General features: G+C 59.5%; 31 protein-coding genes. 17 read left to right on the plus strand and 14 right to left on the minus strand.

What is annotated here, in order from left to right; all coding sequences use genetic code 11:
- Positions 1-81 precede the first annotated feature (81 nt).
- Complete coding sequence (locus tag WG29040_RS09245; protein ID WP_003440015.1) at positions 82-1,071, plus strand: D-glycerate dehydrogenase; 990 nt, start codon at positions 82-84, stop codon at positions 1,069-1,071.
- Positions 1,072-1,180: 109 nt separating this feature from the next.
- On the opposite strand, the gene WG29040_RS09250 is transcribed toward WG29040_RS09245, so the two are convergent.
- Positions 1,181-2,077, minus strand: a complete 897-nt coding sequence (locus tag WG29040_RS09250) for a DMT family transporter (protein ID WP_003440013.1) — start codon at positions 2,075-2,077, stop codon at positions 1,181-1,183.
- Positions 2,078-2,211: 134 nt separating this feature from the next.
- Here WG29040_RS09250 and WG29040_RS09255 point away from each other — a divergent pair, with 134 nt between their 5' ends.
- Positions 2,212-3,087: a helix-turn-helix domain-containing protein gene (locus WG29040_RS09255; protein ID WP_127196048.1), complete on the plus strand. Its 876-nt coding sequence runs from the start codon at positions 2,212-2,214 to the stop codon at positions 3,085-3,087.
- A gap of 411 nt (positions 3,088-3,498) precedes the next feature.
- Here WG29040_RS09255 and WG29040_RS09260 read toward each other — a convergent pair whose 3' ends face one another.
- The 3 genes from WG29040_RS09260 to WG29040_RS09270 all read right to left on the minus strand — a co-directional run bounded on the left by WG29040_RS09260 (position 3,499) and on the right by WG29040_RS09270 (position 7,625).
- On the minus strand, positions 3,499-5,925 hold the full coding sequence (locus WG29040_RS09260) for a TonB-dependent receptor (RefSeq protein ID WP_127196049.1): 2,427 nt from the start codon (positions 5,923-5,925) through the stop codon (positions 3,499-3,501).
- A gap of 156 nt (positions 5,926-6,081) precedes the next feature.
- Positions 6,082-7,074 carry a FecR family protein gene (locus tag WG29040_RS09265; RefSeq protein ID WP_010656019.1) on the minus strand — a complete coding sequence of 331 codons (993 nt, stop codon included), beginning with the start codon at positions 7,072-7,074 and terminating at the stop codon, positions 6,082-6,084.
- Positions 7,071-7,625 (minus strand): RNA polymerase sigma factor, encoded by a 555-nt coding sequence (locus WG29040_RS09270; RefSeq protein ID WP_127196050.1) that lies wholly within the window; start codon positions 7,623-7,625, stop codon positions 7,071-7,073. The genes WG29040_RS09265 and WG29040_RS09270 overlap by 4 nt, the downstream gene beginning before the upstream one ends.
- A 437-nt stretch (positions 7,626-8,062) precedes the next feature.
- On the opposite strand from WG29040_RS09270, the gene WG29040_RS09275 reads away from it, so the two are divergent.
- Complete coding sequence (locus tag WG29040_RS09275; protein ID WP_003439990.1) at positions 8,063-8,491, plus strand: HPF/RaiA family ribosome-associated protein; 429 nt, start codon at positions 8,063-8,065, stop codon at positions 8,489-8,491.
- 115 nt (positions 8,492-8,606) lie between these two features.
- On the opposite strand, the gene WG29040_RS09280 is transcribed toward WG29040_RS09275, so the two are convergent.
- A complete protein-coding gene (locus tag WG29040_RS09280; protein WP_003439989.1) occupies positions 8,607-9,107 on the minus strand; it encodes a phosphate-starvation-inducible protein PsiE in 501 nt (166 codons plus the stop codon).
- 255 nt (positions 9,108-9,362) lie between these two features.
- On the opposite strand from WG29040_RS09280, the gene WG29040_RS09285 reads away from it, so the two are divergent.
- The 3 genes from WG29040_RS09285 (at position 9,363) to WG29040_RS09295 (ending at position 10,723) form a co-directional block, all read left to right on the plus strand.
- Entirely contained in the window at positions 9,363-9,620 is a 258-nt protein-coding gene (locus tag WG29040_RS09285) for a YebG family protein (RefSeq protein ID WP_003439988.1), read from the plus strand.
- A gap of 78 nt (positions 9,621-9,698) precedes the next feature.
- Positions 9,699-10,274: an NAD(P)H-dependent oxidoreductase gene (locus WG29040_RS09290; protein WP_003439987.1), complete on the plus strand. Its 576-nt coding sequence runs from the start codon at positions 9,699-9,701 to the stop codon at positions 10,272-10,274.
- A gap of 38 nt (positions 10,275-10,312) precedes the next feature.
- Positions 10,313-10,723 carry a MerR family transcriptional regulator gene (locus tag WG29040_RS09295; RefSeq protein ID WP_127196051.1) on the plus strand — a complete coding sequence of 137 codons (411 nt, stop codon included), beginning with the start codon at positions 10,313-10,315 and terminating at the stop codon, positions 10,721-10,723.
- 45 nt (positions 10,724-10,768) lie between these two features.
- On the opposite strand, the gene WG29040_RS09300 is transcribed toward WG29040_RS09295, so the two are convergent.
- From WG29040_RS09300 to hmgA, 4 genes are all read right to left on the minus strand, one after another.
- On the minus strand, positions 10,769-11,809 hold the full coding sequence (locus WG29040_RS09300) for a Glu/Leu/Phe/Val dehydrogenase dimerization domain-containing protein (RefSeq protein ID WP_003439985.1): 1,041 nt from the start codon (positions 11,807-11,809) through the stop codon (positions 10,769-10,771).
- 167 nt (positions 11,810-11,976) lie between these two features.
- Entirely contained in the window at positions 11,977-12,615 is a 639-nt protein-coding gene (gene maiA, locus WG29040_RS09305) for a maleylacetoacetate isomerase (RefSeq protein WP_010656023.1), read from the minus strand.
- An 11-nt stretch (positions 12,616-12,626) separates the two neighbouring features.
- Complete coding sequence (fahA, locus tag WG29040_RS09310; protein ID WP_010656024.1) at positions 12,627-13,931, minus strand: fumarylacetoacetase; 1,305 nt, start codon at positions 13,929-13,931, stop codon at positions 12,627-12,629.
- A 2-nt stretch (positions 13,932-13,933) separates the two neighbouring features.
- A complete protein-coding gene (hmgA, locus tag WG29040_RS09315) occupies positions 13,934-15,238 on the minus strand; it encodes a homogentisate 1,2-dioxygenase (RefSeq protein WP_127196052.1) in 1,305 nt (434 codons plus the stop codon).
- 163 nt (positions 15,239-15,401) lie between these two features.
- Here hmgA and WG29040_RS09320 point away from each other — a divergent pair, with 163 nt between their 5' ends.
- Positions 15,402-16,196: an IclR family transcriptional regulator gene (locus WG29040_RS09320; RefSeq protein WP_003439978.1), complete on the plus strand. Its 795-nt coding sequence runs from the start codon at positions 15,402-15,404 to the stop codon at positions 16,194-16,196.
- Between the two features lie 269 nt (positions 16,197-16,465).
- On the opposite strand, the gene WG29040_RS09325 is transcribed toward WG29040_RS09320, so the two are convergent.
- Together WG29040_RS09325 and WG29040_RS09330 are read right to left on the minus strand one after the other, a co-directional pair.
- Positions 16,466-17,152, minus strand: a complete 687-nt coding sequence (locus WG29040_RS09325) for an LrgB family protein (RefSeq protein ID WP_003439976.1) — start codon at positions 17,150-17,152, stop codon at positions 16,466-16,468.
- Positions 17,142-17,528, minus strand: a complete 387-nt coding sequence (locus tag WG29040_RS09330) for a CidA/LrgA family protein (protein WP_060781830.1) — start codon at positions 17,526-17,528, stop codon at positions 17,142-17,144. Before WG29040_RS09330 ends, WG29040_RS09325 begins: the two co-directional genes overlap by 11 nt.
- 99 nt (positions 17,529-17,627) lie before the next feature.
- Between WG29040_RS09330 and WG29040_RS09335 the strand changes: the two genes are divergently transcribed.
- Complete coding sequence (locus WG29040_RS09335) at positions 17,628-18,524, plus strand: LysR family transcriptional regulator (RefSeq protein ID WP_003439970.1); 897 nt, start codon at positions 17,628-17,630, stop codon at positions 18,522-18,524.
- Here WG29040_RS09335 and WG29040_RS09340 read toward each other — a convergent pair.
- Positions 18,505-18,960, minus strand: coding sequence for a flavodoxin (locus WG29040_RS09340; RefSeq protein WP_003439968.1), 456 nt, complete (start codon positions 18,958-18,960; stop codon positions 18,505-18,507). The genes WG29040_RS09335 and WG29040_RS09340 overlap by 20 nt on opposite strands.
- Positions 18,961-19,094: 134 nt before the next feature.
- On the opposite strand from WG29040_RS09340, the gene WG29040_RS09345 reads away from it, so the two are divergent.
- Positions 19,095-19,568 carry a PAS domain-containing protein gene (locus WG29040_RS09345; protein ID WP_127196053.1) on the plus strand — a complete coding sequence of 158 codons (474 nt, stop codon included), beginning with the start codon at positions 19,095-19,097 and terminating at the stop codon, positions 19,566-19,568.
- Between the two features lie 52 nt (positions 19,569-19,620).
- Positions 19,621-20,229: a hypothetical protein gene (locus WG29040_RS09350; protein WP_003439965.1), complete on the plus strand. Its 609-nt coding sequence runs from the start codon at positions 19,621-19,623 to the stop codon at positions 20,227-20,229.
- A 3-nt stretch (positions 20,230-20,232) separates the two neighbouring features.
- Here WG29040_RS09350 and WG29040_RS09355 read toward each other — a convergent pair whose 3' ends face one another.
- The gene (locus WG29040_RS09355) at positions 20,233-21,165 is read right to left on the minus strand and encodes a MerR family transcriptional regulator (RefSeq protein WP_010656028.1); all 933 of its coding nucleotides are present in this window, start codon (positions 21,163-21,165) and stop codon (positions 20,233-20,235) included.
- A 242-nt stretch (positions 21,166-21,407) separates the two neighbouring features.
- On the opposite strand from WG29040_RS09355, the gene WG29040_RS09360 reads away from it, so the two are divergent.
- From WG29040_RS09360 to WG29040_RS09385, 6 genes are all read left to right on the plus strand, one after another.
- A complete protein-coding gene (locus tag WG29040_RS09360) occupies positions 21,408-21,977 on the plus strand; it encodes an antibiotic biosynthesis monooxygenase (protein ID WP_127196054.1) in 570 nt (189 codons plus the stop codon).
- Positions 21,978-22,071: 94 nt separating this feature from the next.
- Positions 22,072-22,782 (plus strand): dihydromonapterin reductase, encoded by a 711-nt coding sequence (gene folM, locus WG29040_RS09365; protein WP_003439958.1) that lies wholly within the window; start codon positions 22,072-22,074, stop codon positions 22,780-22,782.
- 21 nt (positions 22,783-22,803) lie between these two features.
- Positions 22,804-23,364, plus strand: a complete 561-nt coding sequence (gene folE, locus WG29040_RS09370) for a GTP cyclohydrolase I FolE (protein WP_003439956.1) — start codon at positions 22,804-22,806, stop codon at positions 23,362-23,364.
- Positions 23,364-23,750: a dihydroneopterin triphosphate 2'-epimerase gene (gene folX, locus WG29040_RS09375; protein WP_003439954.1), complete on the plus strand. Its 387-nt coding sequence runs from the start codon at positions 23,364-23,366 to the stop codon at positions 23,748-23,750. The genes folE and folX overlap by 1 nt, the downstream gene beginning before the upstream one ends.
- Positions 23,751-23,765: 15 nt before the next feature.
- Positions 23,766-24,062, plus strand: a complete 297-nt coding sequence (locus WG29040_RS09380; protein WP_003439952.1) for a DUF1244 domain-containing protein — start codon at positions 23,766-23,768, stop codon at positions 24,060-24,062.
- Positions 24,055-24,390: a HopJ type III effector protein gene (locus WG29040_RS09385; RefSeq protein WP_010656030.1), complete on the plus strand. Its 336-nt coding sequence runs from the start codon at positions 24,055-24,057 to the stop codon at positions 24,388-24,390. The genes WG29040_RS09380 and WG29040_RS09385 overlap by 8 nt, the downstream gene beginning before the upstream one ends.
- 120 nt (positions 24,391-24,510) lie before the next feature.
- On the opposite strand, the gene trxB is transcribed toward WG29040_RS09385, so the two are convergent.
- Positions 24,511-25,473: a thioredoxin-disulfide reductase gene (trxB, locus tag WG29040_RS09390; protein ID WP_003439949.1), complete on the minus strand. Its 963-nt coding sequence runs from the start codon at positions 25,471-25,473 to the stop codon at positions 24,511-24,513.
- Between the two features lie 311 nt (positions 25,474-25,784).
- On the opposite strand from trxB, the gene cysZ reads away from it, so the two are divergent.
- Positions 25,785-26,540: a sulfate transporter CysZ gene (gene cysZ, locus WG29040_RS09400; RefSeq protein ID WP_003439947.1), complete on the plus strand. Its 756-nt coding sequence runs from the start codon at positions 25,785-25,787 to the stop codon at positions 26,538-26,540.
- The last annotated feature ends 28 nt before the right edge of the window (positions 26,541-26,568 follow it).

A 26,568-nucleotide genomic window follows, 5' to 3' on the forward strand; every position in this document is an offset into this window, starting at 1 on the left:
TTGAAACCTTCAGGTATTGGCGGATGAACGGCGGGAATGTTAGCGTGCTTACATTCCCGACAGCCGATGAGTCTTGTTCAGATGAGCCTTTCCAGCACCAAGAAAACCGTACTTGCCTTCAGCCGTGTCACCCCCCGGATGGTCGAGCGCCTGCAACAGGATTTCAACGTCATCGTGCCCGATCCCAAGCTGGGCGATCTCAATGCCCAGTTCGATGAAGCCCTGCCCCACGCCCACGGTTTGATCGGCGTGGGCCGCAAGCTGGGGCGCAAGCAACTGGAGAACGCCAGGCAACTGGAAGTGGTCTCCAGCGTATCGGTGGGCTACGACAACTACGATGTCGACTACTTCAACGAACGCGGGATCATGCTGACCAACACCCCGGACGTGCTCACCGAAAGCACCGCTGACCTGGGTTTCACCCTGATCATGAGCAGCGCCCGCCGGGTGGCGGAACTGGATGCATGGACCAAGGCCGGGCAATGGCAGGCCAGCGTGCCGCCTGCGTTGTTTGGCAGCGACGTACATGGCAAGACCCTGGGCATTGTGGGCATGGGCAATATCGGCGCGGCCATCGCCCGTCGTGGTCGCCTGGGGTTCAACATGCCCATCCTCTACAGCGGCAACAGCCGCAAGACTGCCGTCGAGCAAGAGCTGGGGGCGCAGTTCCGCAGCCTGGACCAGTTGCTGGCCGAAGCCGATTTCGTGTGCCTGGTGGTACCGCTGAGCGAAAAAACCAGACACCTGATCAGCCGGCGCGAGCTGGGGCTGATGAAGAAAAGTGCAATTCTGGTGAATATCTCCCGTGGTCCGGTGGTGGATGAACCGGCGCTGATCGAAGCCCTGCAAAACGGTACAATTCGCGGCGCGGGACTGGATGTGTATGAGAAAGAGCCGCTGGCAGAGTCACCGTTGTTTGCGTTGAAAAACGCCGTGACCTTGCCGCACATCGGCTCGGCGACCCATGAAACCCGGGAAGCCATGGCCAATCGTGCCCTGGACAACCTGCGCAGTGCCCTGCTGGGCGAACGCCCGCAGGATCTGGTGAACCCGCAGGTCTTTAAAGGCTGATACGGCATTGATCTGATCCTGATCTGATCCTGTAGGAGCGAGCTTGCTCGCGAGCTTTTGGAACAGCTCGCGAGCAAGCTCGCTCCTACAGGGGGGCGGTGTTCGAGGTTCAGGCCAGTTTTGCGGCCATAGGTACCACCCGGGGTTTGCGAAACACCAGCACGTTGCCCAGCATCACCAGTACCAGACCGGCCAGTGCCGGGGCTGTCCACTGGTAGCCCTCGGCAAACGCCGACACATTGAGTGCCACCAGCGGAAACAATACCGTGCAGTACGCTGCCCGCTCCGGGCCCATGCGCCCGACCAGGGTCAGGTAGGCGGTGAAACCTATCACCGAACCCGGGATCACCAGGTACAACAACGAGCCGATGTAACGGGTGTTCCATTCCATGGTGAACGCAATGCCGCTGAAGGCGCAGTACAGCGCCAGCATGCCGGCGCCATAGAGCATGCCCCAGGCGTTAGTGGTCAGCGGTTTGAGCCCGGCTTTTTGCTGCAGGCTCGACAGCATGTTGCCCGCCGAAAAACACAGGGTGCCGATCAATGCCAGCCCCAGCCCCAGCAGGATCTGCGGGGTCGCGGTATGCCCGCTCAACTCCGGCCAGAACAGCAGCCCCAACCCGAACAACCCCAGTGCACCTCCGGCGATTACGTTGCGGGCGATTTTCTGCTTGAAGAAGATCCGCGCGTTCAGCGCGTTCCACAGCGTGGCGGTGGAAAACACCACGGCGATCAAGCCTGTGGTCAGCCACTGACTGGCGGTCAAAAAGCACATGAAGTTGACGCAGAACAGACACAGGCCCTGCGCCAGGCAAATCAGATGCCCGCGCCGGTTCATGGTTTGCAGCCGACGCGTCAGCAACAACACCGCGAACAGCACCAGTGCCGCCAGGCCAAAGCGATAGACGATGGACACCGGTATGGCCACCACCCCCAATTGCAGTTTGAGGGCGATCCAGGTCGTGCCCCAGATCAACACGGTCAACAAGTACAGGGATAGGTTCATGGCAAGCTCCTGGAGATGGCTTGCAGTCTGCGATGCAATGCCGGGGCGCACTTGCAGATTCTTGCGCTTTTGTGGCCCCGGGGCTGGCAGCGCTGATGCGACGGAGTAGGATGCGAAGGGTTGGAGTAATCACCATGTCTGCATTCGATACCCTGCAAGTTTTTCAATCCATGAGCCGCTCGCCCAATGCCCGTCTGGAGCACAGTGCCGAGCTCGGTGACGGTATGGCCGCAGCCTTGTGGACCAACCATCACGATGCCCGCGACTATCAGGCGCCGACTCACCACACCCTGTCGTGCTACATCTCGGGCGGCACCGGGACCTTTCGCCGGGAGCAGCCGGGGGCAACGGGTGCGCCGGGCAAACTCTGCGTGCTGCCTGCCGATCATCAGTCGGCCTGGGTGATCAATGGCGCCATTCGCCTGGCCCATGTGTATGTCAGCCAGGAGCAATTCGCCCTGGGTTGCGTGACATTGCTCGACCGCGAACCTCGCGAGCTGCAACTGCGCGAAATCACCTTTTTCGATGACGAACAACAAACCCGGCGCTTTCATCAGTTGATCCAGCTGAACTGGAGCGAACCCGGCGAACGCCTGCTCACCAGCAGCCTGGCCAGCGAGTTGCTCGATCATGCGTTGCTCAGTCAGGTGGGGATACGCAGCGGGCTGCAACTCAAGGGCGGGCTGGCGGCGTATCAACGACGCCAGTTGGTGGACATGATTGAGCAGCAGCTGGCCGAGCCGTTGAACATTGGCCAACTGGCCGCGCACTGCGCATTGTCGCCTTACCACTTTGCCCGCATGTTTCGCCAGAGTTTCGGCGTGCCGCCTCACCAGTATCTGCTGGCGCGCCGCCTGGCTCGCGCCCGGGATTTGCTGCGCAACAGCGCGATAGGGCTGGGTGACATTGCACTGGCCTGCGGCTTTGCCAGCGCCAGCCACTTCGCCAACCGGTTCAAACAGACCCTGGGGGGGACGCCGGGGGAGTATCGGGCGGCGTTCAGGCCTTGAAAGCCACAACATCAACCAAATTAACCTGTAGGAGCGAGCTTGCCTCGCGAGCTGTGGGCTATCTGCGAGATTGCTGAAGAGCTCGCGAGACAAGCTCGCTCCTACAGGGGGCGTGGCTGCCTGCGAGATTGCTGAAGAGCTCGCGAGGCAAGCTCGCTCCTACAGGGGGCGGGGCTGCCTGCGAGATTGCTGAAGAGCTCGCGAGGCAAGCTCGTTCCTACAGGGGGCGGGGCTGCCTGCAAGATCGCTGAAGAGATCGCGAGGCAAGCTCGCTCCTACAGGGGGCGGGGCTGCCTGCGAGATTGCTGAAGAACTCGCGAGGCAAGCTCGCTCCTACAGGGGGCGGGGCTGCCTGCGAGATTGCTGAAGAGCTCGCGAGGCAAGCTCGCTCCTACAGGGGGCGGGGGCGGGTCAGAACTCCAGGGTGGTGGATACGCTCACTTGCCGCGCATCGCCCATGGAGACAAACATCCGGCTCGCCGCCGAGGTGTAGTAAACCCGGTCGAAGAGGTTTTTGACGTTGAGCTGCACTTTGAGCTTTTGCCCTTCGAGCTGGGTGTCGTAGGTGGCAAAGGCATCGGCCACGGTGTAGGACGGCAGGTCGAAATCGTTCAGGGCGTCGCCTGCACGCTCACCCACATAGCGCGCTCCGGCACCGACCCGCAATTTGTCGCCGCCAACAATGTTGCCAAAGTCATAGACCGCCGATAGCGAGCCGCTGTTTTTAGCCACGTTCTGCAAGCGCATGCCCTGGTAGGTGGCGTCCTTGGTGACTTCGGCATCGGTGTAGGCATAGCTGCCGATCAGGCTCCACTGTTCGCTCAACTGACCGCTGACATCCAGTTCCAGGCCGCGGGAGCTGACCTGGCCTGCCGTCGAGTACAACGTGTCATCACCCACGGTGGTGGATACCAGAACGTTGCGCTTTTTGATGTCGAACAGCGCCGCGCTGGCGGTGATGCGCCCCGGAATATCCAGTTTGGCCCCCAGTTCCCAGGACTTGGCCTGCTCCGGGGCGATGGCCGAATCCAGCACCACGCCGCCGGTCAGGGGAGCGATGCTGGAGTTGGGCTTGAACGATTCGGTGTAGCTGCCGTAGAACGACAATTCATCGCTGTATTGATAGACCAGACCCGCCCGCGGTATCCATTTGACGCCGTTGGTATCGGTGTTGGCCTTGAACGGGATGCCCTTGCCCGCGAGCTGGTCGTACTTCTGGAAACGGCCGCCTGCCACCAGAATCCATTTATCGGTCAGGTGGATGGAGTCCTGGGCGAACAATGAATCGCTGCGCAGCAAGTCGGTCTGGTTGCTGTCACTGGCGCTGACCGTGGTGCCCGCCACTTCGCGACCATATACCGGGTCGAGATAGCTGAACGGGTATTGGCTGTTCTGCCGAATCAGATCCGCACGATAGATTTTGCGGTACTCGTCATCCACCCCGAACACCAGATCATGCTGCATGCCCGCAACCTGAACCTTGCCTTGCAGGCTGGCAGTGGTGAAGCGGTCGGTGGTGATGGCGCCCTGGGTGCCATCCATTTTGCGGGTCAGGGTACCGCTGGCCGGGTCGACGGCAGTCACCCGGACCTGGCTGGCGTCGTAGGTTTCGCGGTTCCAGCTGTAGCCGAAATGGGCTTTCCAGTCGTCATTGAGGTCGTGATCGACTTCAAGGCGATACAGGTCCGAGCGCCCCTGCATGTTGTTGAAGGGTTCATCGAGGCGGCGCGTGGCCGGGATATCCAGCGGATGATTGGTGGCCGGGTTGATCGCCGTGCCCCGGTCAAAGGGGGTCAGAAACTCGCGATGTTCGTAGGCCAGCAGCACCTGGGTGTTGTCGCCATACCAGGCCAGCGAAGGGGCGATCAAGGTCTCGCGGTGCAGGCCAAAGTTGCGCCAGTAATCTTCATCTTCATGATCGATGATCATCCGGTAGGCCAGCCCGGAATCCCCCAGCGGTCCGGTGCTGTCCAGTGTCCCGCCACTGCCGTTTTTGCCGGCACCATAGCTGGAGCCTTTTACCGTCAGTGCGTTGTACTGCTGCAGTTGCGGCTTTTTGCTGACCACGTTGACCACCCCGCCCGGGTCCTGGATTCCGTAGAGCAAGGACGCCGGCCCCTTGAGCACTTCGACCCGCTCGGTGGCGGCATTCAGCGCCCGGCCCTGCACCAGCGGCATGCCATCACGCATGATCGAGCCGTCGCGGTTGTCGCCAAAGCCACGTTTCATTACCGAGTCCTGGGTCCCGCCCAGCGTGTTGCCCTGGGTGATGCCGCTGATATTGTTCAGCGCGTCATCCAGATTGCGCGGCACCTGGTCGCGAATGACCTGGGCGGCGACCACGTTGATGGTCTGCGGAATCTCCATCGACGTGCCCGTGCCACGCATCACCGAGGTACTGGCCGGAGGCTGATAGCTGGTGTCACTGACGGCCTGGGAGGTGATGCTGGTGGCCCCCAGGTTCAGGGCGCCGGCCTCGGGTCGGGGTTCGAGGGCAAAGGTGCTGGCATCGGTGCGCCGTGCATTCAAGCCCGACTGCGCGAGCAACTGCTGCAAGGCCTGCTCGGCACCCATGCGCCCTTCGACCGCCGGGGCTTGCAGGCCGAAGGGTGCTTCGTCGGTGTAGACCACGCTGAGGCCGGTCAGCCGGCTGAAGTCGCTGAGGGCCCGGGGCAACGGCTCGGCCGGCAGATTGAAATCAAACAGAGCACCGGTTTGCTGCACAGTGGCACCGGCTGCCATGGCGACAGACAAAGGCGTTAACACCAGACCGGCCATCAAAGCCGAAACGCTCAACCACTGTTTAACCGAACCGCCTGCCGCTGACGTGGACTTCATGCTCATGACCTGTGTGCCAACCTGATACGGAATGCGAATTTTTCGCATTTTCAAGCACTACACGGATGGCCCCGGGGTTTACCTCACCCCTTGATTGAAAAAAATCCTGTGGGAGCTGGCAAGACAGCTCCCACGATCAATCAACATGTATGAAACTCAACGCAGCACAATCACCCGCCCGAACAAGGTGTGCTGTTCAAACCCGAGCACGCCTTGCAGGGAGGCAAGCACTGCTTGCGGGTCCTGAGTGGGGAAGCTGGCGCTGATGCGGCGTGTGCCCAACTGGCTATTGAGCAACAGGATTTGCCCGGGGTAGTAGCGCCTCAGATCGGCCACCACATCGGCCAGCGGCGTCTTGTAGTAGCTCAGCGAGCCGCTGCGCCACGCCAGTCGGGCCTGACTGTCGACCTGTTGCACCGCGTCGCTCACAGCACCGTCGGCATAGGCCACTTGCTGGTCAGCCGCAAGAATCTGCTGTGGCGCGTGCTCGCCCGCCTTGACCCCGACCCGGCCGGATAACACGGTAACTTGCACCCCGGCAGGCTGCAGCCGTACTTCAAACTCAGTGCCCAGTACTCGCGCTTCGCCACCACTGGCATCCACCACAAAGGGTTCGCCGGTATGGGTAACGTGGAAAAACGCAACCCCGCGCCGCAACTCCACATGCCGCTCACCAGCGCTGAAATTCACCGCAATGGCACTGTCGGCATCCAGGGTGACCCGTGACTGATCGGCCAGGGTCACGGTGCGTACCTGCCCCGGCGCGCTGACGTAATCGGCGCCAAGATTATCGAGCCAGCGTATCGGCTGCCAGCCCGCGAACACCCCGACCGTCAACAACAGGCACGCAGCAACCGCCAGCCCACTGGACCAGTGCTTGATTCTGCTGCGCCGGGAAGCCTTGATCGCCGACAAGTAACCTTGCAACACCTGCGCCTCTTCGGCCGCCAAAGTACTGCCCGCCACTTCGCTCAGCTCCCATATCACTTGCGCCCGGGAGTACGCCTCGGCGTGGGCGGGATCGGCCAGCAGCCAACGGCTGAAGGTGGCCTGATCACCGCTGTCGGGCTGATCGTGCAACACACTGAGCCACGCCAGCGCGGTGCGCTCCTGTTCGGCAGTGACCGCAATATCCGGACGATTGATCACAACGAGGTCCCTGCTGGCGGCTCACGCAAACTGGCCTTGCAGGCCTCCAGGGCACGCATCATGTGTTTTTCGACGGCACTTTGAGACAGTCCCATGACCCTGGCGATATCGGCATAGGTACGACCGTGAATCCGGTTGAGCAAAAATATATGCCGGGTGCGCTCGGGCAGGCTGCGCAAGGCGGCCTCGACCTGGCGCAAGTCATTGCCCGCCTCCAGTGCTGCCTGGGGCTCGCAGCTGCGGGCGTCCGACTCGGGCTGCCAGTGCTGATTGATCCGCCCGCGAGCCCCTTCGCTGCGCAGATGGTCGATGGCGATATTTCCGGCGCTGCGCAGTAAATAAGTGCTGAGTTCTTCGACCTGTACCAGGGGCCGGCGCCAAAACCGCAGGAACAAGTCCTGAACCAGATCGGCCGCCGTAGCCCGGCATCCGACACGGCGGCTCACCAGGGCTTCCATTTGTAACCGCTGAGATAAAAACACCTGCAGAAAATGCGCTCGTCCATGACGCGTGTCACTGCCGGGGCCTTCATTGAGATCGGGAGAGGTCATGGGTGGGGGATCGGTATACAGGTCGAAAGGAAAGCGATACTAATGATAAACATTATCAGATGCAAAAATAGATGACGGCCTGCAGCTACGGGTGTCGATTGAACCCGGAACCTGAGCCAGCCCCTGCAGGAGCGAGCTTTTAGCCATGATTGCAGACCGTTCGCGAGCAAGCTCGCTCCTGCAGCCTGATGCTGTTCTACATAATCTGAGCCGGCGAGCCGTCGTCGCATTTTGATATAAATCGACCATAGCCTGCACACGCGGGCTTGTCCGTCTCATCAAAGACTGACGCCGGTCATGGCTGGCGAGACTTGCGGAAAATAGTGCTTGAAATATTTGTTCATCGGCCCAAACACTGTAACTGAGCGATGACGAGGAACCTTTGAATACACGAGGCCGTCAGACCTCACACGAGCACGCTATATAAGGGAAGAATTATGCAAACTGAAGTCTTTTCCGATAAGAACATCGCCGTTGACGTACGTACCCAGAACTGGGTAACAGCGACAGTTGAAGTTACGCTCGAACGTCATTTGGAAGACCTGACTCGAGTCATCGTGCATGTCAGCGATGAAAACGGTGGCAAGTCAGGTACTAAAGACAAACGTTGCAAAATGGAGGCACGACCTAAAGGACACCAGCCATTTCTCGTTTCCCACGACGCTGATTCCCTGACAGAAGCGGTAGAAGGTGCCGCGACAAAACTGGAGCACAAGCTGGAGCACCTTTTCGGCAAGCTGCGTGGCAAACACACCCCTAAACTGGCCGTTGAAGGCTTTGAAGAAAAAGAGCCAAAACAGACTGCTGATGATTTGCTTGAAGAAGAGTTTTTGGAGAAAGAAAAAGAACTCGATAAAATCAGCTGATTCAGCGCCCAGAGCGTACTAAAAAGGGCGGGCTTACTTCGGTAAGCCCGCCCTTTTTTATGCTTTCAAGAAACTGCCGAGACGCAAATCTGCAGGAGACAAATTTACACAGCGTCTACAACTCGCCCTTCTCCACTTCCGGGTGTTCACCTGAACCTGCACCGGTCTTGCGCCGGGGGTTCTCTATTTTCACCGACGGGAACTGCGACGATGCATAGCGCACCACCAGAATCGCCAGCGCCAGCAACAAGATCGCTCCGGTCAGGTACACCACACCCATGTCCGGCGGGTTGTGATGGGAGACGTTGGAGATCAGCAAGCGGGTCAAGGCCGTAATCGCCACGTAAATCAGGAAACGTACCGGCATGTGGTTGGTCTTGAAATAAATTCCGACCATGGCGCCCAGTTCGAGGTAGATGAACAGCAGCAGAATGTCATCGATGGAGATATTGCCCTTCTCCACCATCTGCAAAAACTCCATCACCGCCGCCCAGGCAGTGACTGCGCCAATGGCAAACAACGCCATATAGTGGAAGGTCTCGACGAACAGATTGCCCATCGATTCGGCCAGTTCATGAACCTGGCGACGTAGCTTTTCAGCTTTGTTAACTCTCACGATGCAGCTCCTTGAATCGACTCGAACGGATCATCCGCATGTACATGGCCCTTTCTGCATGCAGAAATAAGGCCAGGCATCCCCAGTGAGATGGTGGCGGCCGGCTATTAGACACCTCGGATGCCCGCTGCGCACACCAATTGCGGCTAGAGTAAAAAAGCCGCTATTCAAATCCCGGGGATTGGCTTATTCTTTTAGCTGTATATAAATACAGTAATCGCTAGATAATTTACGTGAAGGCATATGAGGTGGTAAATGGCCGTCGAAGTGGTATACCGCAGCAGCCGAGATCTGGAGCGTTTGTTCATGGATAAAGCCGAAGCTGACCGTCATGACAAAATGCTGGAACTTGCAGAGTTGCTGGCTGAAGTATTGCAAAAAGCCGTGCCGTCGCTGAGCGAGCAGCAGGTCGAAGAAGCCGGCATTTACATGGCGAAAAACCGCGATGTGTTTGCCAAGGCCTTCAAGAGCCAGCCGGACGCCCTGTCCGAGTTGCTGGTCGAAAGCGAGTAACAGCACCGAGCCCTCGCTTGACTCTCCCCCTTGGGGCAGACCCTATCCTGAAAGGCCGTCTTTCAGGTTGGTGTAATGATGAGCAAGCGAGTACTGGTAATTCTGGGACATCCCTCTACCGACAGTTTTTGTGCAGCCCTGGCCGAGCGCTATGTCGAAACGGCCATTGGCGCCGGTCAGGATGTCCGCGTGTTGCATCTCGCAGCCCTGTGTTTCGATCCGGTGCTGCACGAGGGTTATAAACAGATCCAGCCGCTGGAGCCGGACTTGCTCAAGGCCCAGGCTGACATCACCTGGGCGGAGCATCTGGTACTGGTGTTTCCGGTCTGGTGGGGCGGGGTTCCGGCTTTGCTCAAAGGCTTTCTCGAGCGCATCCTGCTACCCGGCTTCGCCTTTAGCTACCGCAAGGGCAAAGCTTTTCCAGAGAAACTGTTGTCAGGACGCAGCGCCTGTCTGCTGGTGACCATGGACACCCCGCCCTGGTATTACAAATGGGTGTACTGCATGCCGGCATTGCATCAAATGCGCAGGACCACTCTGGCCTTTTGTGGCATAAAACCCCTCGTGACCCTGACATTCGGCCCGATTCTGGATTCAACCGCCAGGCAGCGGGACATTTGGCTCGGGCAAATCCGCAAACTCGCTGCCAGGTAAGGCTCCAATATGCGGGCGGCCATTAAAAAGGACTTTTCATGTACATCGGCAAAGCCGCCCAACGATCGGGCACCACCATCAAAAGCATTCGTCACTATGAAGACATCGGCCTGTTGCCGCCGCCGCAGCGCCGTGGCAACTATCGCGTCTACAGCGAGCAGAGTGTCGAGCGGCTGATGTTCATAAAGTGCGCCCAGCAACTGGGCTTCAAACTGAAGGAAATGCTGGCGATTCTTGATGAGCACCACGGGCAGGCACTGCCATGGGATGTGGTGCGAAACGCCATCACCGACAAAAAACAGTCAGTGCTGGATCAGATCCAGGCCCTGCACAACCAGCATGCCGGGCTGGTCGCATTCGAGACCCGTTTTTTGGCCGCTGATCAATCCTGTCAGGCAAGCAACCTGCTGGAGCAGCCGGTGGATGCTCGATTGCTGGCAATGGCCTGAAGGTCTGGCTGTTCGGCTTGATCAGCTTCCTGGGCAAGCCTGCGCCTACGATGAGGTCGCAGTGCTTTTGGGGTACAACAACCGCTGCGCCAGCTCATCGGAAACCCGTGCCGGTGAACGCTTCTCGGCCTGGGCGTGGGCGTAGATGCCCGTCAGGCGCTGACTGATACGCAACAACTGCTGGTTAATGGCCTCGGGGGTCGCCCCTTCATGGGTCAGCGCCATGTAAATCAGACCGCCTGAATTGATCACATAGTCAGGCGCATACAATATCCCCCGACGTTCGAGCTGATCGGCAACTTGCAGGTTGGTCAGCTGGTTGTTCGCACAGCCGGCCACTGCCGAGCAACGCAGTTGCGCCACGCTGTGCCAGTTCAGCACGCCGCCCAGGCCGCAGGGTGCAAGAATGTCACAGGGGGTGCTGAGCAAGGCTTCACAGGCAACCGGATGGGCGCCAAGCTGATCCATGGCCAGGCGAACTTTACCGGGATCGGTATCGCACACCAGCAACTCGGCACCTGCCGCATGCAGTTGCTCGGCCAGGGCGTAACCGACCTTGCCCAGCCCCTGCACGGCAACCCGCAACCCTTCCAGGTTGTCACTGCCCAGACGCGACGACGCAGTGCTGCGAATACCGGCAAACACCCCCATCGCCGTATGCGGTGACGGGTCGCCTGCCGCAGTGGTACTGGTTACGTGGCGGGTGCTCTGGGCAATGCAATCCATATCGGCGGTAGAGGTGCCGCTGTCGATCGCGGTGATATAGCGTCCATCGAGTTGCTCGACACAGCGACCGAATGCTTCAAACAGCGCCGCGCGACTTTCGACATGGGCCGCCCGCATGACGACTGCCTTGGCGCCGCCCACCGCCAAACCGGCCAGCGCCGCTTTATAGCTCATGTCCTGGGCCAGGCGGATGGCATCGTTGACTGCACTTTCATCGTTGGGATACGCCAGATAACGGCAGCCACCCAGGGCGGGGCCCAGACGACTGCTATGAATGGCAATCACTGCCTTGAGCCCGGTGACAGGATCGACACTGAGGTGCAACGACTCCACATGAGCACTTTGCATGAGAGCAAACATTAACCAGCCCTCGAACGATAAAAGGTAAACGCCAGTATAGGTGGCGCCAGAAAAATCGTTGAAGTGCGCAGGAATAAGTCTGAGCTGTTTTCAGGGTTTCAGACATAACCTGCCGGGGCTACAGTTTGTGCGTCTGAACCCCGGCCCGGCCATTGTCTTGTGTGCCGCTAGGCGGGTGTATCCGGTTGCCGCGCGGGGTGTGCAGCGACAAACGCGGGGTGCTGCTCTGCCAATGCCGCAACCCGGGCGATCCGCGGGTATGGCACCAGCGATACCTTGAAGCGCTCAGCCGCATACAGCTGCGGGATCAGGTACACATCCGCCAGCCCGGGCTCCGGGCCGAAGCAATAGCCGCTATCGCCAATCAGTTGTTCAATGGCCGCCAGGCCCTGGCTGACCCAGTGACCTATCCATTGCATGACCTGCTCTTCGGTCTGCCCCGTCTGGCGCAGTTGATTGAGCACGCTGGCGTTGTGCAGCGGATGAATATCACAGGCCACCAGGGCTGCCACCGCACGTTCGCGGGCACGGGTGTCCAGATCTTCGGACAGCAACGCCACCTGCGGATACCGCTCCTCGAGGTATTCGATAATCGCCGGGGACTGGGTCAGCACCCTGCCCTCCTCCGTACGCAAGGCCGGTACCCGGCCTTGGGGATTGATCGCCAGATACGCCGGCTGGCGGTGCTCGCCGCCGCCAGCGGCAATCAGGTTGACCGGCACCGCCTGATAATCCAGACCTTTGAGCGCCAGCGCGATCCTCACCCGGTAGGACGAGGTCGAGCGGTAGTAGGTAAAGAGTTGCATGGCTCGCTCCTTTAGCGCGCAGCGACGACCTTGCCCCGGCATTCGCCAAAACCGATGGAGGCATACCCTTCACGGGTGCAACGGGCACGCAGGATGATTTCGTCGCCGTCCTCAAGGAACTTGCGAACCTCGCCCGACGCCAGTTCGATCGGGTGTTTACCGCCCTCGGTGATTTCCAGCAGGCTGCCCAGTTGCGAGCGGTCAGGGCCCGACAGGGTGCCCGAACCGAACAGGTCGCCCGACTGCAGCTGGCAACCGTTGACACTGTGGTGAGCCACCAGCTGCGCGGCAGTCCAGTACATGTTCAGACTGTTGCTCAAGCCCAGTCGATGGGCCGGCAGATTTTGTTCACGCATCCCCTGGGTCAGCAGTAGCACTTCGAGCTCGATGTCCAACGCGCCCTGGCCCTGATCCTTGGGATCGAGCAAGTACGCCAGGGGCTGCGGGTCGCCTTCAGGACGGGCCGGCTGCGCGCGGCGGAACGGCTCCAGCGCTTCGGCCGTCACCACCCACGGGGAAATGCTGGTGATGAAGCTTTTGGACAGGAACGGCCCCAGCGGCTGGTATTCCCAGGCCTGGATATCACGCGCCGACCAGTCGTTGAGCAGGCAGAAACCGGCAATGTGTTCGCCCGCTTCGCTGACCGGGATGGCATCCCCCAGGTCATTGCCCTGGCCAATCCAGATACCCAGTTCCAGTTCGTAATCCAGACGTGCACAGGGCCCAAAAGTCGGCTCGGTCTGACCGGCGGGCAAGGTTTGTCCTTTAGGACGACGCACCTCGGCACCCGATGCGCGAATGGTGGAAGCGCGGCCGTGGTAGCCGATTGGCACGTACTTGTAGTTGGGCAGCAAAGGATTGTCAGGGCGAAACAGTTTGCCGACGTTTTTCGCGTGTTCGATGCCGACATAAAAATCGGTGTAGTCACCGATTTTGGCCGGCAGGTGTAATTGGCAATCCGCCGCCAGCGGTAGCAGTTTCGCACCCTGGGCTTCGATCTTGCCCCGCAGGGTGCTGCCCTCGCCCAGCAGCTCCAGCAAGCGTTCGCGCAGGGCTACCCGGGCACTGCGGCCCAACGCAAAATAGGTATTCAAGGCGCCGCCCAGCGAGGCTTCCACCGCGACCTTGGCCTGACCTTCAAACAAACCGGCAGCCAGCGCCGCCTCAAGATCAAAAATGTGCTCGCCGATGGCGATACCGCTACGGGGCGCCGAGCCATTAAGGCTGAAGATCCCCATGGGCAAGTTTTGCAACGGGAAATCACTGTGGCCGTTGGCGGAGGCGATCCAGCTGCGGGTAAATGTGGACTGGGTCATGTTTATCTCCGATTCGGGTTGAAGGTTGTGGGCAGCGAAGCCCAGCAAGCGTCGTAACTGGATTGCAACTGCGGGCATTCAAGGGCGAACCGGCTGGGGCGCAACACTTGGCTGGTCTCAAACATAAAGGCCATGGTGTTATCGATTTTGCTCGGTTGCAGCTCTGCTGCAATGGCGTTGGTACAGGTTTCGGCGTCCGGGCCATGGGCGCTCATGCAGCTGTGCAGCGAAGCACCGCCGGGCAGGAACCCCTCGGCCTTGGCGTCGTAACTGCCCTGGATCAGGCCCATGAACTCGTTCATCAGGTTGCGGTGGAACCATGGCGGCCGGAAGGTGTTTTCAGCCACCATCCAGCGCGGCGGGAAGATCACGAAGTCGAGGTTGGCCAGACCCGGCACGCTGGTGGGCGAGGTCAATACCGTGAAGATCGAGGGGTCGGGATGATCGAAGCTGACGGTGCCAATGGTGTTGAAGCGCCGCAGGTCATATTTGTACGGCACGTTATTGCCATGCCAGGCGACCACGTTGAGTGGCGAGTGATCCAGCTCGCAACCCCACAGCTCACCGAGGAATTTTTGCACCAGAGGGGTCGGTTGCCCGTTATGTTCGTAGTGGGCCACCGGGGCCAGAAAATCCCTGGGATTGGCCAGGCCATTGCTGCCAATGGGGCCCAGATCCGGCAGGCGCAGCGGCGCACCATGGTTTTCGGCCACGTAGCCACGGGCTTGCGGGTCGAGCAGTTCAACACGGAACTTGAGGCCACGGGGGATCACGGCAATCTCCAGAGGCTCAAGCTCCAGCACCCCCAACTCGGTCGCAATCCGTAGACGGCCCTGCTCGGGCACCAGCAGCAATTCACCGTCGGCATTGAAAAACACGCGCCGCATCGAGGTGTTCGCGCAGTAGCTGTAAATGCTGATACCCGCAGGTTTGTCCGCAGCGCCATTGGCCGCCATAGCCACCAGGCCGTCAATGAAGTCTGTGGCCTCATCCGGGATTGGCAGCGGGTTCCAGCGCAGGCGATTGGGGGTTACCGGCCCCAATCCGCCGCCGCCCAGTTGCCGCCCGAGCTTGACGAATGCCGGGTGGTTGGCTGATGGCTTGATCCGGTACATCCAGGTGCGGCGCGATTCGCTGCGCGCCATGGTGAACGCGGTACCCGACAACAACTCGGTGTACAGGCCGTAGGGGACTTGTTGCGGGGAGTTCTGGCCGACCGGCAACGCGCCGGGCAATGCTTCGCTGCTGAATTCATTGCCAAACCCGGATTGATACACGAGATCGGACAAAGACGAGTCGAGGTTCATGGCGCCTCCAGTGTGGAGAATACAGCTGACTGCGCCCGGCCCGAAAACAGCTTGCGCGTCGCTGCGTTATTTTTATCGTAATTCAATTACGCATAACGTAATTTGATTGGTATTAAGCGTCAAGCTATAAAGACGCCCATTCGTCCCGAGATCCCAGCAGCCCATGGAAAAGCCACGCAGCAGTAACGACAGCACTGGCAAACAGAAAGTGCGCTCCGCCGAAGTCGGCACTGACATCCTCAAGGCCCTGGCCGAGCTGTCACCTTCCACTTCCCTGTCGCGTCTGGCCGAGCACGTGCAAATGCCGGCGAGCAAGGTGCATCGCTACTTGCAGGCATTAATCGCCAGTGGTTTTGCCGAGCAGAATGCAGCCACCAATCATTACGGACTGGGGCGTGAGGCGTTACGTGTGGGGCTGGCCGCACTCAACAGCATGGATGTGCTGAAAGTCGCCGCCCTGCCCATGGCCGAACTGCGCGATGACTTGAATGAAACCTGCTTTCTGGCGGTGTGGGGCAATCAGGGGGCAACCGTGGTGCATATTGAAGCCGCGGTTCGCGCAGTCACGGTGGTGACCAAACTGGGTTCGGTGCTGCCCCTGCTGAGTTCGTCCACGGGGCTGGTGTTCAATGCCTTTCTGCCTGACCGGGAAACCGCCACATTGCGCGAGCTGGAGTTGCAAACCGATAAAATTCATCCGCTGAAAAAACCTGAAACCTACGCCGCAACCGGTGTACAGATCCGTGAACGGGGATTGCATTTTGTCCATGGCTTGCTGATGCCCGGGGTCGATGCATTATCGGCACCGGTGTTTGATGCCACCGGTCATGTGGCTGGCGTACTGACCGTGGTCGGGCCGGCGTCGCTGTTCCATGCCGATGAAAACGGCCCCGCAGCCAAGCGGCTGCTGGAAGCGAGCACGGCCATCAGCTGGCGGATGGGTTATCAACCGGGTTAACAACGCCTGCCGCGGTATAACTGTGGCGCCTGGTTCGGCTTTCGACTATTGCCGAAGCGGTAACAGAGATTGTCGAAAAGCGGCCTTACTCCATAACAAGACAGCCATTATTCTTATCGAACTTTCCGGCACGGCTGCCGGTCACACGGATTGAGTCAACTCGACTCTCCCCCAGATTTACCCTGACGTTGATTTGTTGCTCCTTGATGAACGTCTTCGTTGGCCGCTGTCCTTCAGCGGCCTTTTTTATGCCCGGAATTTGCCGCGGTTCAAAGCAGCAGCATCAGCAATGGCGCCGCAAACAGGTTGAGGATCCCGGTGAGGACCATGACCAGCCCCGCCACTGACCCCTCTTCACTGCCGACCTCGCGGGCGCGGCTGACCCCCGCTCCGTGGGCCCCGATGCCGAACAGGGCACCCCGCGCCAGACTGCTGCGCAGCGGTAGCCACTTGAGCAGAATCCCCCCCAGCAGTGCGCCAAATACACCGGTAAACATTACGAACACCGCAGTCAGTTCGGGGACTCCGCCCAGGTGTTGGGCCAGGGGCATGGCGAACGGCGTGGTGATGGAACGGGGCACCAAAGACATGGTCAGCGATGTGTCGAGCGCCAGTGCCCTGGCCAGCCAGAATGAGCTGCCAATGGAGGCCACACTCCCCGCCAGCATCCCCAGCAACAAGGCGACCCAATGCCGCGCCAGCAACTTGCGCTGCTGCCAGATCGGCACGGCGAAGGCCACTGTCACCGGGCCCAATACCAGCATCAACCAATGGGTATCGCTTGAGTACTCGGCATAGGCGGTGTGTAGCGGTACGGCCACTGCGAGCAACAGGGCAGGCACCAGAATCAGCGGCGACAGCAGATAGCGCCCGGTGCGCCGGTACAGCCAGCGGCTCAGACCGTAGGCCCCGAGGGTGAGGATCAGCCAGAACACAGGCATCCATTCAAACTTCATGGCGCAATCTCCAGCGGCATACGGCTTCGACGGTAAAGGCGGTCACCACCATGACCAACAAGGTGCTGACCCCGATCACCAGCAATATCCGCCATCCGTCATCGCGTACCAGTGCGCCGTAGTCGAGCAGGCTCATCAGCGCCGGAATGAAGAACAGCAACATTTCGGCCATCAATACCCCGGCACCCAATTGCAGGGTCGCCGGGTTGATCAGCCCCAGGGCAAATGCCAGCAGCAGCAAGGCCATGCCAATCACCCCGCCGGGTATTGGCAGGTGCCACCACGCCGCGATCTGACAGCCGAGAAAATAAATGGCCAGCAATACCGCCACCTCACTGACCAGACGGGCAAAGCGTTTTACATCGAAGCGTTTCATATGGGTTCCAGTGCAGACTGGACTTCAGTTTAAAGACAGGCCTTCCATCCCTAAAACGAATTGTTAGACTGGAAGCTATTCCAAAACGGAATCACGCACATGGAATTCAAACAACTGCGCACATTCGTTGAAGTGGCGCGTCAGGGCGGGTTTACCCAGGCCGCCCATCTGCTGCATATCAGCCAGTCAGCGGTGAGTAAACAGGTGGCGCAACTTGAGCAGAACCTTGGCACGCCACTGTTCGATCGCCTGGGTTCGCAGGTGCGCCTGACGGCGGCGGGAAATGTGGTGCTGCAGCGCGCAGAAGGCATGCTGCGCCTGCACAATGAGCTGCTCAGCGAGCTGGACGACTTGAGCCAGTTAACCCGGGGCGAGTTACGGGTAGGGCTGCCGCTACTGGGCAGTAATACCTTGTTCGCCAGCCTGTTTGCCGAGTACCGGCGGCGTTACCCCAATATTCAGGTGCAACTGCTCGAAGGCGGCAGCATGCATATTGAGCAGGCGGTGATGAGCGGAGAACTGGAGCTGGGCGGCAGTCTGACCCCGAAAAACCCGCTGTTCGGCTATCAACCGTTTTGCGATGAACCGCTGGATGCGCTGCTGCCGGAGGATCATCCGCTTGCACAGGACGGCAGCGTGCGTCTGGAGCAATTGGCCGATACACCGTTTTTGCTCTACCAGCGCAGCTTCATGCTCAACGAGCGTTTGCTGCAGGCGTGCCATCAATCGGGCTTCACACCCAAAGAAGGTGGCCGCAGCGGGCAATCGGATTTTTTAGTGGCGCTGGTGGCCGCCGGACAAGGCGTGGTGCTGCTGCCCAGCGTGGTGGCCCGGGCTCTGGTACGGCCGGGGGTCGTGCGTTTGAAGCTGATCGCGCCGGATTACCTGCGCTGGGATATCGCCTTTATCTGGCGCGACGGGGCTTATTTGTCGCGGGCAGCCCAAGCCTGGCTGGAGCTGCTGCGCGAGCGGCCGGTTATTGCGTCAGTGCCTTGATCAAGTCCTGCAGCCAGGGCTCGGCGTCCTCTTCCGGGGTAACGGTGACGCTGGAGTCCAGGCGCAGCATGGGCTGCACCTCGCGCAGCCCCAGCTCTGCGAACAGCTCACGGATTTGCTCGCCGCCGCCGCAGAAAGTGTCGCCATAACTTTCATCACCGAGGGCGATCACGGCACCGGGCAAGCCACGCCAGGCGGCCGGCAGCAGATCACGGATCTCGCAGTACAACGGCATCAGGTTGTCGGGCAGCTCGCCCATGCCCGTGGTCGAGGTGACGGCCAAAAAGGCTTCAGGAGCGAAGGCCTGAATATCTGCCAGGCGGGCGCGAGGATTGAGCAAAACCTCAAAGCCGGCATCGGTCAGCAGTTGTCTGGCGTTGCGGGCGACTTCTTCTGCGGTGCCGTACACCGAGCCGGAAAGGATGGCGACTTTCATCAATCTGATCCTGTAACTGACTAAAAGTCCGGGATATTAGCAGGTGAGGCGCAGCTTTCGGTGATGGCACGTAGACTGCACCTGCGACCGGCTTAAAATGCCAGCACTTTGCCGCCCCTCCGGAGAACCCCACGATGATTACTTCCCGCTTGTTGCAACGCATGGTGGACGCGTCCCAGGACGGCATTGTGATTGCCGAACAGGAAGGCGAAGACAACATTCTGATTTACGTGAACAAGGCGTTTGAAACGCTCACCGGTTACAGCAGCGACGATATTTTGTATCAGGACTGTCGCTTTTTGCAGGCCGGTGACCGCGATCAAACCGGCCTGCAATTGATCCGCGATGCCATCGCCAGCGGCCAGCCGACTCGCCAGATACTGCGCAACTATCGCAAGGATGGTGCGCATTTCTGGAACGAGCTGTCGATCACCCCCGTGTTTAACGAGAACGATCAGCTCACCTATTTTATTGGCGTGCAAAAAGATGTCACGGCCCAGGTCAAAGCCCAACAGCGGGTTGCGCAACTGGAAGCCGAACTGGCCGGGGTAAAAGCCGAACTCCAGGCGCTCAAGGCGACGAACGGAGTTAACAAAACACAGAATTGAGGGTCTTAGTCTCACCTGCGCTGATTTGTAACGCTAATTTACGAGCCAGATAATGTCCCACGAGACCCTTCTGACTCAGGACGAGTTGGATTTTATCCAGACGATGCATCAGAACCCGCAGCTCAATCAGCGGGACGCTTCGTCGAGCCTCACGGTTAAAGGGGTCTCGCAAATACGTGATCTGCTCACCCGCCTGGCCGCCCATGAACAAGTCACGATCCAGGCGCAATTTGCCGACCAGCAAATGAGCTTTCCGTTAAGCCTGGTGGAAGACGAGTTCCATGCACAGCATTTGCAGCTGGGAGCGCCGAGCATTTTTGAAGACGGGCCCCTTGGCCGCCCGTGGCGCCTGACCCTGGAAGAACCGGTGGCACTGGAGAATATTCGGGCCAGACCCGGAAACCTGTGGGTCACCCAGGTATCGTTCAAGGGACTGCTGGTAGAGGTGCGCAACAACAGTCAGCCACCGCGTCAGTTTGCCCAATGGTTCAGCCCCGTGGGCTATGAACGGATCGCCGTACGCGGCACGCTGGAGCGCAAGACCGAATCAGGCCTGTATGCCTACCGGCTTGGCCAGCACGATAAAGGCCAGACCGAGCGTCTGCGCCAGTTCATCCTGCAACAGCATCGTCTGGCGCATCCGGCATTTCACAGCTCATAGCCCTCAGCGCCCCTTGAGTTCAGCATCCAGCTGCTGACTCACCCCAGCAGCCTGGCGCCCCAAACAGACAACCGATGTTCCCTGCAGCGCCTCTTGCGCCGTGTGCACAGCCTCACCTGCCAAAAACAGCGGACAGTTCAGGCTGGGCGCCAACCGCGTCAGCCGCCGATGGTGCGCGGCGCCCAGGGTACGCTGAGCAAACAGCACAACGGCCTGGGGCCTGATCTTCTCGCAAATCAGCGCAAGCTCGTCCAGTGGCTGCCCTGTCGCCAACACCCTGACCACCCGATCGTGGCGGCTCAGGAGCAAGCCGGCGACCAGCAGCTCCAGCTCATGACACAGCTCCGGCACTGCAACCATCACCACACACTGTGCGGCTTGTGCCGCCTGCATCTGCAGCCGGTGCTGTACCCGTGCGCGCAGGAACCCGTCCAGCATCAGCCATTCACTGGTACGGCCGAACTCATCCCGCCCCCTGAGCAGTTGCTGCCACAGCGGCAGAAAAATATCCTGGAAAACGGTTTCTGCCGGGTAACCGGAATAAATCTGCCCGTACAGGCGTTCCAGCTCGGGCTCGTTGAATGCACTCAGCGCAGCCCCTGCACGGCATTGCCATTCACGGTGCTCATTGGCGACAGGCTGCGGGCGCTCATGTGCAGAGTCGTTGGCCAGTAACTGCGCGACTTTGCTGACGGCCACCCCGCGCTCCAGCCAGCCCATGACCCGGCGCACTGTCTCAATATCGGTCACGGAGTACAGACGATGCCCGCTTATGGTGCGCGTTGGCTGGATCAGACCGTAGCGCCGCTCCCAGGCGCGCAGGGTCACCGGGTTGATGCCTGTGAGCCGCGCGACTTCCCTGATCGGATACAAGCCTTGCTGTTCAGGGCAATCGGCAGATAACGCTACGGGCTCAAGTTCAGTAATCACGGGCATTGGAGGGCAAGGACCAAGAGGATATGCAGGGGATTCTACGCCTCATCGCGTCATCTGGTGCTCAAACAGGGGCCGGGATTTTCACGATGCTTTGCGGGATCAGACTTGTCAGCGATACAAACCGGCGCAAAAGAGCTCAGGAGGAACAATCCTTGCTTGTTTTCCAGAACACGGCCCACCACCCCGGTGCTGTGTTTTGTGGCTGCCCTACCCGGGCAGCATCAGCCTTCTGGAGATACACAATGTCTACCACTCCTGTCACCTTGCTGGTTGCACGCCGTGTCGCTGAAGGCCGCTATCAGGAATTGATCGCCTGGCTGCATGAGGGTGAACAATTGGCCACAGACTTTCCCGGCTACCTGGGCTCCGGCGTTCTGGCCCCGCCTGCGGGCGATGACGAGTTTCAGATCATTTTCCGCTTTGCCGACGAAGCCACCCTCCACGCCTGGGAACACTCGGTCTCGCGCAAGGCCTGGTTGCTGCGTGGCAGTGACCTGTTTGCCCATCCTTCAGAGCGCCGCGTGAAGGGTATCGATGGCTGGTTCGGTGCCACCGGTCAGCGCCCGCCCCGCTGGAAGCAAGCGGTGGCCATCTGGCTGGCTTTCTTTCCGGTGTCACTGCTGTTCAACTTTGTACTGGGCCCGCTGCTGGGCGAGCTGAGTTTGCTGCCACGCATATTTGTCAGCACCCTGGCCCTGACCCCGCTGATGGTGTTCTGGTTTATTCCACTCTCAACCCACTTGCTGGCCAACTGGCTTCACAGCCTTCCAAACAAGCCGCCGGCCGGCGCAATCGCATCCCATCGCAGCTAAACCCGGATTCGGGCTTGGCCGTTACGTCGCGGACGCTGGTATAGTTTTGCTACTACGCCGCGACAGTTTCCGGCCTTACCTCACCGAGTCCGTCATGCCCTCTCCTTCTGCACCGATTCTGATCACTGGCGCTGGCCAGCGCATTGGTTTGCATTGCGCCAGGCAACTGCTGGCGGACGGTCATGGGGTGATCATCACCTACCGCAGTGAAAAACCCGGCGTACAAGCCTTGCGCGAACTGGGCGCCACGACGCTGTTTGCCGACTTTTCAAACGAAGAAGGTATTCTCGATTTTATCCAGCGCCTGAAAAGCCACACTGACTCGCTGCGGGCCATCGTCCATAATGCCTCGGCCTGGCTTGTGGATACCGTCGACGACCAGACCGCGGCCTTCACGCAAATGTTCAGCGTGCACATGCTCGCCCCCTACCTGATCAACCTGCACTGCACTGAACTGCTGGAGCGCTCGACTCCGGCGGACATTGTGCATATCAGCGACGATGTCACCCGCAAGGGCAGCAGCAAGCATATTGCCTATTGCGCGACCAAGGCCGGGCTCGACAGCCTGACCCTGTCATTCGCCGCTAAACTGGCGCCACGCATCAAAGTCAACGGCATTGCCCCGGCCTTGCTGATGTTCAACCCGGACGATGACGCGGCGTACCGCGCCAGCACCCTGGCCAAGTCGGCGCTGGGGATTGAACCCGGCGCCGAGGTGATTTATCAGAGCCTGCGCTACCTGCTGGATAACCCGTATGTGACCGGCACCACCTTGACCGTCAATGGCGGCCGGCATCTCAAATAGCCGTCCCCGAGGAAGTACTTCATGAGCGCAACACTGCCTGAGCAATATCGCGAGATCCTCATCGGTCTCGGTGAAAACCCTGACCGCGAAGGCTTGCTCGACACCCCCGAACGCGCAGCAAAAGCCATGCAGTACCTGTGTCATGGTTACGAACAAAGCGTTGAAACCATCGTCAATGGCGCCCTGTTTGCCTCGGACAGCGATGAAATGGTGATCGTCTCCGACATCGAGCTGTATTCGCTGTGCGAGCATCATTTGCTGCCGTTCATTGGCAAGGCGCATGTGGCCTATATCCCGACCGGCAAAGTGCTGGGCCTGTCGAAAATTGCCCGCATCGTCGACATGTTCGCCCGCCGCCTGCAAATCCAGGAAAACCTGACCCGGGAAATCGCCGATGCCATTCAGGACATTACCCAGGCCGCCGGTGTTGCAGTGGTGATTGAAGCCCGGCACATGTGCATGATGATGCGCGGCGTAGAAAAACAGAACTCAACCATGAACACCTCGGTCATGCTCGGCGCATTTCGCGAATCCAGCACCCGCATGGAGTTCCTGCAATTGATAGGACGGAGCAAGTCTTAATGCCACAACTTCAGCCAGGAATGGCCCGCATCCGCGTCAAAGACCTGTGTCTGCGCACGTACATCGGGATCAACGAGGAAGAAATCCTCAACAAGCAGGATGTATTGATCAACCTCACCATCCTCTATGCCGCCCAGCAAGCCGTGCGTGACAACGATATCGATCACGCCCTCAATTACCGGACCATCACCAAAGCGGTGATCCAGCATGTCGAAGACAACCGCTTCGCCCTGCTTGAGCGTCTGACCCAGGAACTGCTGGATCTGGTCATGGCCAATGGCGCCGTTCTGTACGCCGAAGTCGAAGTCGACAAGCCGCACGCGTTGCGCTTCGCCGAATCGGTTTCAATTACGCTGGCGGCAAGCCGCCAGGCACCCACCCTTTAAATGTCGGTGAATCCCATGACGCCCCAAGAACGCCTTGAACTCGAAGCCGCCGCCTTTCGTCGCCTGGTTGCGCACCTGGACAGCCGCAAGGACGTGCAGAACATTGACCTGATGAACCTCTCGGGTTTTTGCCGTAATTGCCTGTCCAAGTGGTACAAGGCAGCGGCGGACGAGCGTCAGATCGACCTCAGCCTCGATGACGCCCGTGAAGTGGTGTACGGCATGCCTTATGCCGAGTGGAAATCCCAATACCAGAAAGAAGCCAGCGCCGAACAGGCTGCGGCCTTCGCTACAGGAAAAAAGCATGACTGATTTGAATACCCTGCGCGCCAGCCTCAACAGCGGCGAGCACCTGTTCGCCGATACCCTGGCGTTTATCGCAGCGCACTACGATTACCAGCCACAAGCCTTCACCAATGGTGGTGTAGAGAACGCGGCCGGGCAGAATGAGGGCTCGTGCAAAACACTGGGTCTGGCCCTGCTGGAAGGCCTGAGCGATAAAGAAGCACTGCTGGCTTTCGGCGAGCACTATCGCTCGGTGGTGGCGACTCCGGACGGCACGGACCACAGCAACATCCGCGGGTTGATCGCCCATGGTCTGGCCGGGGTTGAATTCACCGCCCCGCCGTTGACCCTGTAGGAGCGAGCTTGCTCGCGAGCTCTTCTTTGCTGCTCTGAAAATCTCGCGAGCAAGCTCGCTCCTACAATTTGCCGCACACAAAAAAACCGGCCGAAGCCGGTTTTTTTATGTCGCAAACTGTCAGAACTGCGCGTTCTGCAGGCCATCCAGGTAGCGCTCGGCGTCCAGTGCAGCCATGCAGCCTGCACCTGCCGAAGTGATGGCCTGACGGTAGACGTGGTCAGCCACGTCGCCGGCCGCAAACACACCTTCGATGCTGGTGGCAGTAGCGTTGCCTTCACGGCCGCCCTGCACAACCATGTAGCCATCCTTGAGTTCCAGCTGGCCTTCAAACAACGAGGTGTTCGGCGTGTGGCCGATGGCAATGAAGACGCCGTCGACTTTCAGCTCGTCAAAGCTGCCATCGTTGTTTTTCAGGCGCGCACCGGTCACACCCATGTTGTCACCCAGCACTTCGTCCAGGGTGGCGTTGAGCTTGAGCTCGATCTTGCCTTCAGCCACACGTGCGTGCAGCTTGTCGATCAGGATCTTCTCGGCGCGGAATGTTTCGCGACGGTGAACCAGAGTCACCTTGCTGGCGATGTTGGCCAGGTACAGCGCCTCTTCAACAGCGGTGTTGCCACCGCCAACCACAGCCACAGGCTTGTTGCGGTAGAAGAAACCGTCACAGGTGGCACAGGCGGAAACGCCTTTGCCCATGAACGCTTCTTCAGACGGCAGACCCAGGTAACGGGCGCTGGCGCCTGTTGCAATGATCAACGCATCGCAGGTGTAAACACCGCTGTCGCCGGTAAGGCTGAACGGTTTGTTTTTCAGATCAACGGCGTTGATATGATCAAACACGATCTCGGTTTCAAAACGCTCGGCGTGTTCGCGCATGCGTTCCATCAAGACCGGACCGGTCAGGCCATGAACATCCCCCGGCCAGTTATCGACTTCGGTGGTGGTGGTCAGTTGACCGCCAGCCTGCATGCCCGTGATCAGCAGTGGTTTGAGGTTGGCGCGGGCCGCGTAGACCGCGGCGCTGTAACCGGCAGGGCCGGAACCCAGAATAATCACACGCGAATGACGTACTTCAGACATGACTCACTCCTATGACCGCCCGTGTCGAAACCGGGTCGGAACGCCGATTGACCGGCTGGAATAAAAAGAAATCGCAAACCTGCTCAGGCAACGCCTGAAACACGCAGATCCTGAAAAATATAGGTGCAGCGTATAGAGGCCGCAGAGAGTAAGGAAATACGCAATAACAATCCAGCTCATAGCTGGTCTCTATGTAGTCAAATAGATGCCTGGACGTCTTTGTTACAGCAATTGTCGATTCTTACGCAAGACTTTCGCCCTACAGATAAAGCCGTTAAGGTCGCCCGGTTTTCCACTGCTCGGAGCACACTATGCCCGCACCCGTTCTCTCTGGCCCACAGTACTTGCGTGAAGGCCTCAAGTTGGTCCTCAGCCCTGGCCTGCGCCTGTTCGTGCTGTTGCCACTGCTGATCAATCTGGTGCTGTTCGTCGGGCTGATTTATTTCGCCGGGCACCAGTTCAGCCTGTGGGTCGATGCCCTGATGCCGTCGCTGCCCCACTGGCTCAGCTTCCTCAACTATTTATTGTGGCCGCTGTTCGTGGTGCTGGTGGCGTTGATGGTGTTTTTCACCTTCACCATGCTCGCCAATATCATTGCTGCCCCTTTCAACGGTTTTCTCTCGGAAAAAGTCGAAGCTGTGGTGCGCGGGGTGGATAACTCGCCGCCTTTTAGCTGGGGCGAACTGATCGCCATGGTGCCACGCACCCTGGCCCGTGAAATGCGCAAGCTGGGCTATTTTCTGCCGCGGGCGATTGCGCTGCTGATCCTGTCGTTTATTCCGGTGCTCAATTTGGTAGCCGCGCCCCTGTGGCTGATTTTCGGGGTCTGGATGATGGCCATCCAGTACATCGACTACCCGGCGGACAACCACAAGCTTGGGTGGAATGAGATGCTCGCCTGGCTGCGTGAAAAGCGCTGGCAGAGCCTGAGCTTTGGCGGGATCGTGTATCTGGTGCTGCTGATTCCGGTGGTCAACATTCTGATGATGCCGGCCGCTGTCGCAGGCGCGACACTGTTCTGGGTGCGTGAGCGGGGCGACGAAGCACTGGCCAGAACCAGAGCCTGATCACTGCAGGGGCCTCGCAATGCTCTGA

The sequence above is a fragment of the Pseudomonas sp. PAMC 29040 genome (assembly GCF_003994535.1).
In the GTDB taxonomy this organism is placed as follows: domain Bacteria; phylum Pseudomonadota; class Gammaproteobacteria; order Pseudomonadales; family Pseudomonadaceae; genus Aquipseudomonas; species Aquipseudomonas paraversuta.